This window comes from Vibrio sp. RE86 (assembly GCF_013114545.1).
GTDB lineage: Bacteria > Pseudomonadota > Gammaproteobacteria > Enterobacterales > Vibrionaceae > Vibrio.
Genome location: NZ_VTXI01000022.1, coordinates 65,186 through 75,768, shown reverse-complemented (window position 1 = coordinate 75,768; position 10,583 = coordinate 65,186). Strand labels below are relative to the sequence as shown.

9 protein-coding genes are annotated in these 10,583 nt (G+C 46.0%); 7 read left to right on the top strand and 2 right to left on the bottom strand.

Features of this window, described 5'->3' with window-relative positions:
- Window positions 1-235: 235 nt before the first annotated feature.
- Window positions 236-733: a thiol peroxidase gene (gene tpx / locus F0231_RS17745; RefSeq protein ID WP_171761033.1), complete on the top strand. Its 498-nt coding sequence runs from the start codon at window positions 236-238 to the stop codon at window positions 731-733.
- A 71-nt stretch (window positions 734-804) separates the two neighbouring features.
- Here the strand turns inward: tpx and uvrD are convergent, their stop codons facing one another.
- On the bottom strand, window positions 805-2,976 hold the full coding sequence (gene uvrD / locus F0231_RS17740; protein WP_171761032.1) for a DNA helicase II: 2,172 nt from the start codon (window positions 2,974-2,976) through the stop codon (window positions 805-807).
- Between the two features lie 323 nt (window positions 2,977-3,299).
- Here uvrD and F0231_RS17735 point away from each other — a divergent pair, with 323 nt between their 5' ends.
- The 4 genes from F0231_RS17735 (at window position 3,300) to F0231_RS17720 (ending at window position 5,727) form a co-directional block, all read left to right on the top strand.
- Window positions 3,300-3,560, top strand: coding sequence for a DUF2282 domain-containing protein (locus tag F0231_RS17735; protein ID WP_171761031.1), 261 nt, complete (start codon window positions 3,300-3,302; stop codon window positions 3,558-3,560).
- A 78-nt stretch (window positions 3,561-3,638) separates the two neighbouring features.
- Entirely contained in the window at window positions 3,639-4,502 is an 864-nt protein-coding gene (locus F0231_RS17730) for a DUF692 domain-containing protein (RefSeq protein ID WP_367613485.1), read from the top strand.
- Window positions 4,499-5,260, top strand: a complete 762-nt coding sequence (locus F0231_RS17725; protein ID WP_171761029.1) for a DNA-binding domain-containing protein — start codon at window positions 4,499-4,501, stop codon at window positions 5,258-5,260. Before F0231_RS17730 ends, F0231_RS17725 begins: the two co-directional genes overlap by 4 nt.
- Window positions 5,261-5,271: 11 nt before the next feature.
- Window positions 5,272-5,727 (top strand): DoxX family protein, encoded by a 456-nt coding sequence (locus F0231_RS17720; RefSeq protein ID WP_171761028.1) that lies wholly within the window; start codon window positions 5,272-5,274, stop codon window positions 5,725-5,727.
- 58 nt (window positions 5,728-5,785) lie between these two features.
- Here F0231_RS17720 and prlC read toward each other — a convergent pair whose 3' ends face one another.
- Window positions 5,786-7,828 (bottom strand): oligopeptidase A, encoded by a 2,043-nt coding sequence (gene prlC, locus F0231_RS17715; RefSeq protein ID WP_171761027.1) that lies wholly within the window; start codon window positions 7,826-7,828, stop codon window positions 5,786-5,788.
- 217 nt (window positions 7,829-8,045) lie between these two features.
- Here prlC and F0231_RS17710 point away from each other — a divergent pair, with 217 nt between their 5' ends.
- Together F0231_RS17710 and gorA are read left to right on the top strand one after the other, a co-directional pair.
- The gene (locus F0231_RS17710) at window positions 8,046-8,885 is read left to right on the top strand and encodes a 23S rRNA (adenine(2030)-N(6))-methyltransferase RlmJ (RefSeq protein WP_171761026.1); all 840 of its coding nucleotides are present in this window, start codon (window positions 8,046-8,048) and stop codon (window positions 8,883-8,885) included.
- Window positions 8,886-9,120: 235 nt separating this feature from the next.
- The gene (gorA, locus tag F0231_RS17705) at window positions 9,121-10,476 is read left to right on the top strand and encodes a glutathione-disulfide reductase (RefSeq protein WP_171761025.1); all 1,356 of its coding nucleotides are present in this window, start codon (window positions 9,121-9,123) and stop codon (window positions 10,474-10,476) included.
- The last annotated feature ends 107 nt before the right edge of the window (window positions 10,477-10,583 follow it).

Here is a 10,583-nt window from a genome sequence, read left to right as displayed (position 1 = left end):
GGCGAGTAAAGGATTAAGCTGAAGGAAGTCAGCGTACTATCACGGATTAGATGCATGGAGCACTTTTAGTAGCTGGATTGCTGCGAGTAAGACTATAACCCCGACGGGCTCACGCCCTCGGGGTTTTTCTTTTTCTAAGCCTAAAAAATATGACAGACAAAAACTTCTTTACAATTGGTTCACATAACTCTAATTTAAACAAAACAACATACCGTTAATTTAAAAAGGAAGTTTTATGCCTCAAGTTGCTTTTCAAGGAAACCCTGTTTTCATCTCAGGTACGTTCCCACAAGCGGGCACGCAAGCCCCAGAGTTTGCTCTAACGGCTGGTGATCTATCTGAACTCAAACTGTCTGCTCTTACTGGCAAAAAAGTGGTGCTGAATATTTTCCCAAGTATCGATACGCCGGTATGCGCGCAAAGTGTTCGTGCGTTCAACCAAAAAGCGGCAGATAAGTCAGGAGTCGAAGTTGTATGTATTTCAGCTGACCTGCCTTTTGCTGTTGGCCGCTTCTGTGAAATCGAAGGAATTGAACACGTTCAGCACGCATCAACGTTCCGCTCACCTGGCTTTGCAGAGGCTTATGGCGTAAAAATTCCTGAAGGCGCACTCGCAGGGCTTACAACGCGAGCTGTTATTTGCGTGAATGAAGAGGGCCTTGTGACTCACTCTGAACTTGTTGCTGAGATTACTGACGAACCAAACTACGAAGCGGCTCTCGCAGCGCTTTAATGACTCTTCTTGCTCCACAAAAAACGGCGCTAATTGATAAGCGCCGTTTTATTACTCAAAAAGATCACTCACTACAGTTTTTCCAACTTCGCGTAAGCCGTCACTAACCATTTGATCCCTTCCCCATTGAAAGCAACTTGGACACGACTTTGAGGACCACTGCCTTCAAAGTTAATGATGGTACCTTCCCCAAACTTAGGGTGCATCACGCGAGAGCCAAGGGTAAAACCTGTTTCGTTGAAGCTTTCTTTGACAACAGTTTGGCTAAAGCGACCTGAACTTGTTGGGCGACTAACTTGCGCTTTCATTCGTACTTCATCAAGGCAGGTTTCTGGAAGTTCACGAATGAAACGAGATGGTTTATGGTACTTATCTTGCCCATATAAACGGCGCATCTCGGCATAAGTGATGTAGAGTTTTTCCATTGCTCGAGTCATACCGACGTAACACAGGCGACGCTCTTCCTCTAAGCGGCCAGCTTCTTCAGCTGACATTTGGCTTGGGAACATGCCCTCTTCCACACCGACCATAAACACCAATGGGAACTCTAGACCTTTCGCACTGTGAAGTGTCATTAGCTGAACCGCATCTTCAAACTCGTCTGCCTGACCTTCGCCTGCTTCCAGTGCCGCATGGGTTAAAAATGCGGTCAGTAGCGTCATCTCTTCCGCTTCTTCAGGCTTTTCAAACTGGCGAGTTGCCGTTACCAATTCTTCCAAGTTCTCAATACGCGCTTTCGACTTCTCGCCTTTCTCTTGCTCATACATAGCAAAAAGACCCGAGTACTTAATCACATGGTCTGTTTGCTCATGCAGTGATGATTCGTGAGTGTCGTCTTCAAGTGCATTAACCAATTCAACAAAACGGCTCAGAGCTCCTGCTGCGCGGCCTGCAAGCACTTGGTTTTCAAGCAAATACAGGCTCGCTTGCCACATGGTGCTGCCTTGGTCGCGCGCCGCAAGACGAATCGTTTCCAGTGTTTTATCACCCAGACCACGAGTCGGCGTGTTCACCACACGTTCAAACGCGGCATCGTCATTGCGATTTGCCATAAGACGAAGGTAACTCAAAGCATCTTTGATTTCTTGGCGTTCGAAGAAGCGCATGCCACCATAAATACGATAAGGCAGTCCTGCTTGAATTAACGCTTCTTCCAATACACGCGACTGAGCGTTATTACGGTATAACATTGCAGAGTCATTGAGTGACCCGCCCTTTTCTTGCCACTCTTTAATTTTGTTTACGGCAAAACGAGCTTCATCCAGTTCGTTGTAAGCCGAGTAGACAGAGATAGGCTCGCCTTCAGCACCATCCGTCCAAAGCTCTTTACCCATTCGCTCTGTATTGTTGGCAATAAGAGCGTTTGACGCTTCAAGAATGGTTTTGGTGGAGCGGTAGTTTTGCTCTAGGCGGATGGTATTAACGCTTGGGAACTCTTGAGTAAATTTCTCAATGTTCTCGATTTTTGCGCCGCGCCAACCATAAATAGACTGATCGTCATCACCGACGATCATCACATGCGAATCAGGGCCAGCCATCATACGCAGCCAAGCATATTGAATGTTGTTAGTATCTTGGAATTCGTCGACAAGAATATGCTTAAAGCGCGCTTGGTAGTGCTCGCGAATATGCTTTTTATCTCGTAGCAGTTCATGAGCACGTAACAAGATTTCCGCAAAGTCCACCAAGCCTGCGCGATCACACGCTTCTTGATAAGCCGTATAAAGCTGCAGATACGTTTTGGTCACAGGATCGTGGTAAGCATCAATGTGATTCGGACGTAAACCTTCATCTTTTTTGCCGTTGATCCACCATGCGACTTGTTTTGCTGGCCACTGCTTTTCATCTAGGTTTTGAGCTTTAATCAAGCGGCGTAATAGACGCACCTGATCATCAGTATCAATGATTTGGAAATCTTCAGGTAGGACTGCATCAAGGTAGTGAGCGCGTAGGATTCGGTGGCAAATGCCATGGAAAGTGCCGTTCCACATTCCTGACGCACTGCCCATCATGATCTCTTCAATACGACCACGCATTTCTGCGGCCGCTTTGTTGGTAAAGGTCACAGACATAATTGAGAATGGTGAGGCTTGCTCAACCGACATCAACCACGCAATACGGTGCACTAATACTCGTGTTTTACCACTGCCTGCACCGGCCAATACCAGTGAGTTTTCTAGTGGAGCAGCGACGGCTTCACGCTGCTTATCATTTAGACCATCGAGGAGTAATGAAGGATCCATTCGGGGGCTCAGCTACTGTTTATCTATACATGATCTGCATTATACCCGAGTGACTTCAAGATGCTAGGTGAGAAACTGCCCACCCCACGACTTCACTTACTCATAAGAACAAGAAGTCATAAAAAATCTCGAAAAAATTCAACTTTCATTTTCATTTTAAAACAACAACTTAAAATCACTGAGAATTATAAATCACCACCATTCTATAAATTTTTTGAAAGTTTTTCTTAAGCCCCCCTATCCTTTTAACTAAGCAAGTTGATGAATTACTTCATGATTCACTTGCCCACAAAAGTAAAGGAATTAAGTCTGAGGATATTATTATGAAAAAGTCGAATCTTGCTATTACTGCTGCTGTTACTGGATTAATCGCTCTTGGTGGTACTGCTCTTACTGCAGCTCCTGCTGTCGCTGCTGAGAAAGAGAAATGCTACGGCGTTTCAAAAGCAGGTAAAAATGACTGTGCAACCAAAACAAGTTCATGTGCAGGTACTGCAAAAGAAGACAATCAGAGCGATGCATTCGTAGTCGTGCCTAAAGGGCTTTGTGGCAAGCTTACTGGCGGTAGCACTCAATCTTCATAACTCTTATTTGCTACCCATTCGATGCAGCGACCTAAGCTCAACGGGTCGCTCATCCTTCGCTCTAGAAAGGACTCGCCTGTGAACGATACTAACTACCATAAACATGTGGGGGTTGGGTTACGAACGCCTCATTTGGATTTTTTTTCTCACCAAAAGCCTTCGCTACCTTGGTTAGAAGTTCATAGCGAAAACTATTTCCAACCTTACAGTGCTGCACGAAAAAAACTGTTATCACTCACCGACGATTATCAAATCAGCTGTCATGGTATTGGCCTTTCATTAGGCAGTGTTGAACGAGTCAGCCAAGCTCACCTGAAACAGTTAAAAGCACTCGTTAATGATGTAAAGCCGTTTTTAATCTCTGATCATCTTAGCTGGAGTCAGACAGGTGGACACTACTTCAATGACCTACTGCCCCTCCCTTATACCGAAGAAGCCCTTGAAGTGTTCTGCCGCAATGTCGATGAGGTGCAAGAACATCTTCAACGCCCAATTCTGATAGAAAACCCATCCAGCTATGTGAAGTTCCAACACTCAACCATCAGCGAATGGGAGTTTTTGACTGAAGTTCAGAAGCGCACCGATTGCCGTCTTCTTCTCGATCTCAACAACGTTCACGTGTCGGCTTTTAATCATGGTTTCGATACTCAAACCTATCTAAGTGCCATTCCAGCTGACTGTGTTGATGAGATTCATTTGGCAGGCTTTACCGTCAAACAGTTAGAGAAGGGTGAGATTTGGATTGATACTCATAGTCAGCCCGTCAGTGATGAAGTGTGGCTGTTGTATGAACAATGGCTGGCGAAGCACGGCTCTCGTCATACATTAATAGAGTGGGATCTGGATATTCCGCAGCCGGAAGTCCTACTTGGCGAAGCCGATAAAGCTAACCAACGTCTGTTGCACTACACCTCTCAAATAGATGAGAGGATCGCCTCATGACACCATCACTTGCCGAGTTACAACAGCAGTTTGCTCAAGCTCTACACTATCAACGCAGCGGTGAGGAGTGTCATATCATTAGTGACACCTTCAGTGCCGATGAGAGAGTGCAGATCTATCGCAACAACTTTGTCATCAGTTTAAGTGAAGTCTTAGCAGCGACCTATCCAATGGTGAATGCCCTGTTAGGCGAAGAGTGTTTAGCTCAACTTGCTCGACAGCATGTGCTTCATTACCCATTGGTTTTGGGAGACGTTACGTTTTATGGCGAGCATTTCAACGAAACAATCGAAGCCTTTCCGAGTGTTGTTGAAGCTGCGCCTTACTCACCTGAAGTCGCGCGCTTCGAGTGGCAGATTGACTTAGCTCAGCAGCAACAAGGGAATATCGCGCCAACAGACTCATTGCTTCCATTGAGTAAGCTGTCAGACATAACGCCGGAAGAGCAGAGCATCATTCACCTGCACCTTTCAACAGGAGTAGTGCCGTTTCACTCATCGTACGCGCTGTTTAGTTTGAAAGCCGCCATTGAGAACGGGCACCTAGAAGGGTTCGATATTCACCAAGCGGAGCAAGGCGTCATCTGTTGCACTCATCAAGGGTCTATCTGGACTCAAGCCATGAACCAAGAAGCCTATGAATTGCTGCAGTACTTACATTCTGGGTGCACCTTGGGAGAGATTCCTCCTGAGCACCTAACACATCTCAATTTTCTTGTTGAAAGCAATCTTATTGCTGGATTTTCGCTTGCGCATTAAGGGGAAGGATTATGTCGGAATCAATAAAAAGCTTACTCAAAACCTACGATTCTCTGATCAATAAATCACAGCATCTCTTTGTTCCTGTTTTGCTGCTTGTTTGTCGCCTGTGGGTCGCGTGGGTATTCTTTAACTCAGGATTAACCAAAATTTCAACTTGGGATAGCACGCTCTTCCTATTTGAATACGAATATCAGGTGCCGATTCTTCCTTGGGAAATGGCAGCTTATATGGGGACGGCGGCGGAACTCATTCTGCCCGTATTTATTGCGCTAGGCTTATTGAGCAGACCAATGGCAGCAATTCTATTTGTGTTCAATATTATCGCGGTTGTCTCATACCCAGTACTCTGGGACAAAGGTTTCTATGACCACCAGCTGTGGGGGTTAATGATTCTTATCGTCATGGTCTGGGGACCTGGGCCAGTTTCTGCTGACAAGGTGATTCGAGGCAAGCTGGAGAGTTAAATATAAAAAGGGTTGGCACTGTGCCAACCCTTTATGATTTCTAACCTTAACTAGAGAATTACGCGCTAATCCCCGAATGACGCAGCAAGGCATCAATCTGTGGCTCTCGACCTCTAAAGCGTTTGAACAGCTCCATTGGCTCTTCGCTGCCGCCCATCTCTAGGATGTTGTTAAGGAAGCTTTTCCCGGTTTCAGTATTGAAGATACCTTCTTCTTCGAAACGAGAAAATGCATCGGATGACAAGACTTCAGCCCATAGGTAACTGTAGTAACCTGCGCTGTAGCCACCAGCAAAGATATGGCTAAAGCTGTGCGAGAAGCGGTTCCATTCAAGGCTTGGTAATACCGCAACCTTTGACTTCACTTCCGCAAGTGTCTCTAACACGCGAGGGCCCACTTCTGAATCAAACTCTGTGTGTAGTGTGAAATCAAACAAACCAAACTCTAGTTGGCGCAGAATAAACATCGCTGATTGGAAGTTCTTCGCCGCTAACATCTTCTCAAGCATCTCTTTTGGCAGGGCTTCACCTGTCTCAAAATGGCCAGAAATAAACGCTAGAGCCTCTTCTTCCCAACACCAGTTCTCTAAGAATTGACTTGGCAGTTCGACGGCATCCCAAGGCACACCATTGATGCCAGATACTGCTCCCGTATCAACCTGAGTCAGCATGTGGTGAATACCGTGGCCAAACTCATGGAACAACGTCACCACTTCATCATGAGTAAATAGCGCAGGCTTATCACCGACTGGACGGTTAAAGTTACAGGTTAAGTACGCGACTGGGGTTTGCAGTTCACCAGATTCGTTAATACGGCGCACTCGACACTCATCCATCCATGCTCCGCCACGTTTATGTTCACGAGCATAGAGATCAAGGTAGAAACTGCCACGCAAGTTATTGTCAGCATCAAAGATATCAAAGAAGCGCACTGACTCATGCCAAGTATCCACGCCCTCACGCTCTTTCACGCTCATACCAAACACGCGGTTTAACACTTCAAATAGACCACTGACTGCTTTCGCTTCAGGGAAGTAAGGACGCAACTCTTCATCTGAAATTTGGAAGAGGTGCTGCTTTTGCTTTTCACTATAGTAAGCAATGTCCCAGAGGTTTAGTGCTTCAACGCCAAACTCTGCTTTGGCAAATTGGCGCAACTCTTCTACTTCACGTTCACCTTGAGGTTTAGCTTTGCTTGCTAAATCGTTCAAGAAACCAAGCACTTGAGATGGATTTTCAGCCATCTTAGTCGCAAGTGACTTCTCACTGTAAGTATTAAAGCCAAGCATACGCGAGATTTCATAACGCAGTTTTAGCTGCTCATTGATGATTTCTGTGTTGTCCCATTCACCCGCTTTCGGGCCGCGATCGGATGCACGAGTCACGTACGCTTCGTACAGTTCTTTACGTAGCTCTTGATTGTCACAGTAAGTCATTACTGGCAAGTAAGATGGAATATCAAGCGTCAGCAGGTAACCTTCAAGCTCTTTAGCTTCTGCCGCTGCTTTTGCTGCAGCTAAAGCGGACTCAGGCATACCCGCCAAATCCGCTTCAGCAGTTACATGCTTGCTCCAGCCCATGGTGGCATCAAGCACGTTGTTTGAGAACTTTGAGCCTAGCTCAGACATGCGTTTGCTGATCTCGCCATAACGATGTTGTTCATCAGCAGGAAGGCCAATACCTGACAGTTCAAAATCACGTAACGAGTCTGTGATGGTTTTCTTCTGCGCTTGAGCTAAACCGTCAAAAGCCTCGCTGGCTTTGATCGCTTTGTACGCTTCAAACAAGCCTTTGTGTTGACCGACCCAGGTTCCGTATTCTGAAAGCAGCGGTAAGCAGCTCTCGTAAGCGTCACGCAGTTCATCACTGTTAACCACTGAATTCATATGGCTCACCGGTGACCAAATGCGACTTAGGCGGTCATCAATTTGTTCGATAGGAGCAACAACGTTTTCCCACGTTGGCTCAGTGTTACCTTCAAGAACCTGATCAATTTTAGCGCGACACTCTGCAATCACCTGCTCGACTGCAGGCTTTACGTGTTCTGGCTTAATCTCTGAAAACGGGGGTAAATCGGTAAAACTAAGCAGTGGATTCGACATAAATCATTCCTTTTGTTGGCAAAAGCGAACTGAGGTTCGTCTATTGAGTATATTCAACGTCTTAAAGATTAAATATAGGTGCGATAGGCATTTTTCAATAGAGGTCGCTATCTAAGTTGTTGCTAAATACGAGCATCGCGAAGCCGGTGCGTATATAATCAGCGGATTATTCGTATTAACGTCAATATGGTTGCAAGGCCATTTCGAGAGAGTCATTTTGTTAAGTTATCGTCACAGCTTTCACGCTGGTAACCACGCCGATGTGGTAAAGCATATCGTTCAAAGCCTTATTCTGGACGCACTCAAGCAAAAAGATAAGCCATTTGTCTATCACGACACGCACTCAGGCGTTGGCCGCTACGACTTAACTCACGAGTGGTCGGAGAAAACTGGAGAGTACAAGCAAGGTATTGAACGAGTTTGGCAGCAAAATGATATTCCCCAAGAGATTCAAAGCTACCTAGATTCAATCAAAACATTGAACAACGGCGACGCTCTGCGTTACTACCCTGGTTCACCTCGTGTTGCTCGTGCTCAATTGCGCCAGCAAGACCGCATGGTTTTGACTGAGCTGCACCCAGCCGATCACCCACTGCTAGAGCAAGAGTTTCATCGCGATCGCCAAGTCAGCATCTACAAAGAAGATGGTTTTAAGCGTTTAAAAGCCAGCTTGCCGCCAAAAGAGCGTCGTGGCCTAGTGCTTATTGACCCGCCTTACGAGCTGGCAAAAGAGTATCGTGATGTGGTGAATGCGATTTTCCAGAGCTACAAGCGCTGGGCAACGGGCATCTACGCGATTTGGTACCCAGTGGTTAATCGCTGCGACATCGAAGATATGATTGAAGGCCTACAAGGCTTAGGTATTCGCAAGATTCTGCAAATTGAACTTGGCGTATCGCCAGACACCAATGAGCGTGGCATGACCGCTTCAGGCATGATTGTCATCAATCCACCTTGGAAGCTTGAAAGTCAAATGAATGAAATTCTTCCATTCCTCAAGGAAGCAATTGCACCGGTAACCGGTCACTTTAAAGTGGAATGGATCGTTCCAGAATAACAACTCGATAACCAAGCCAATAAAGCTGCGACGAGCCAACTTCGGCGCAGCTTTATCAATGGCGACTATTATCGCTATTTGTCATAACCTCACTCACTTTTTCCCATTGGGAAAACAGATAGAGTCGCTTTATGATAGATATCAAGGACAGCTCTGGGTAACGGATTGAGTTTGTGTAAATTCATCCCTATATACTTAAGAAGCAATCAATAAATTAATAAGCTTGGAGAAAGTAATGGCGACTCATTTTGACTACATCTGTATCGGCGGCGGCTCAGGCGGCATCGCTTCAGCAAACCGCGCAGCAATGTACGGCGCTAAAGTAGCTCTAATCGAAGCACAAGATCTAGGCGGTACTTGTGTAAACGTAGGTTGTGTTCCTAAGAAAGTGATGTGGCACGGTGCTCAAGTCGCTGATGCAATGAACCTTTACGCAGAAGATTACGGCTTTGACGTAGATGTAAAAGGTTTTGATTGGAGCAAGCTGGTTGAGAGCCGCCAAGCGTATATTGGTCGTATCCACCAATCTTACGACCGCGTTCTAGGCAACAACAAAGTGAACGTCATTAAAGGCTTTGCAAAGTTTGTTGATGAGAAGACGGTTGAAGTTAACGGTGAACACTACACAGCGGATCACATCCTAATCGCTGTAGGTGGTCGCCCTACTATCCCTAACATTCCAGGCGCAGAGCACGGCATCGACTCTAATGGTTTCTTTGAGCTAAACGAGCAACCAAAACGCGTTGCGGTTATCGGTGCAGGTTACATCGCGGTAGAAATCGCAGGCGTACTGAATGCACTTGGTACAGAAACACATTTGTTTGTACGTAAAGAGTCTCCTCTACGTAGCTTTGATCCAATGATCATTGAAACACTAGTAGAAGTAATGGAAGCAGAAGGCCCGCAACTTCACACGCACTCTATTCCAAAAGAGATCGTGAAAGAGGCCGATGGCAGCCTAACGCTTCACCTAGAAAACGGTAACACGCAAAACGTTGACCAACTGATCTGGGCGATTGGCCGTCATCCTGCAACTGATGCGATTAACCTTGCGTCAACAGGCGTTGAAACCAATGACCGTGGCTACATCAAAGTAGACGAGTACCAAGAAACGAACGTGAAAGGCATCTACTGTGTAGGTGACATCATGGAAGGCGGTATCGAACTTACTCCTGTAGCCGTTAAAGCAGGTCGTCAGCTTTCTGAGCGTCTGTTCAACGGTAAGACGAACGCAAAGATGGACTACAACCTTGTTCCTACTGTTGTATTTAGTCACCCACCAATCGGTACTATCGGCCTAACGACTCAAGAAGCGGAAGAGAAGTACGGCAAAGACAACGTTAAGGTTTACACATCTGGCTTTACGGCCATGTACACCGCTGTTACGAAGCACCGTCAGCCATGTAAGATGAAGCTAGTGTGTGCCGGTGAAGAAGAGACTGTAGTCGGCCTACATGGCATCGGTTTCACTGTTGACGAAATGATTCAAGGCTTCGGCGTTGCAATGAAGATGGGCGCAACTAAAGCGGACTTCGATTCAGTTGTGGCTATCCACCCAACAGGCTCAGAAGAGTTTGTGACAATGCGTTAATTGCTTCTATTAGCAAACAAAAATATAAAAAGGTCGACGTAAGTCGGCCTTTTGTATATCTACTCTAAATTTTGATTACTAATTAATCCATCAGCTCAATACCCTCT

Coding starts and splice junctions, on each gene's coding strand:
- tpx (WP_171761033.1), top strand. CDS start 236: ATGCCTCAAGTTGCTTTTCAAGGAAACCCTGTTTTCATCTCAGGTACG.
- uvrD (WP_171761032.1), bottom strand. CDS start 2,976: ATGGATCCTTCATTACTCCTCGATGGTCTAAATGATAAGCAGCGTGAA.
- F0231_RS17735 (WP_171761031.1), top strand. CDS start 3,300: ATGAAAAAGTCGAATCTTGCTATTACTGCTGCTGTTACTGGATTAATC.
- F0231_RS17725 (WP_171761029.1), top strand. CDS start 4,499: ATGACACCATCACTTGCCGAGTTACAACAGCAGTTTGCTCAAGCTCTA.
- F0231_RS17720 (WP_171761028.1), top strand. CDS start 5,272: ATGTCGGAATCAATAAAAAGCTTACTCAAAACCTACGATTCTCTGATC.
- prlC (WP_171761027.1), bottom strand. CDS start 7,828: ATGTCGAATCCACTGCTTAGTTTTACCGATTTACCCCCGTTTTCAGAG.
- gorA (WP_171761025.1), top strand. CDS start 9,121: ATGGCGACTCATTTTGACTACATCTGTATCGGCGGCGGCTCAGGCGGC.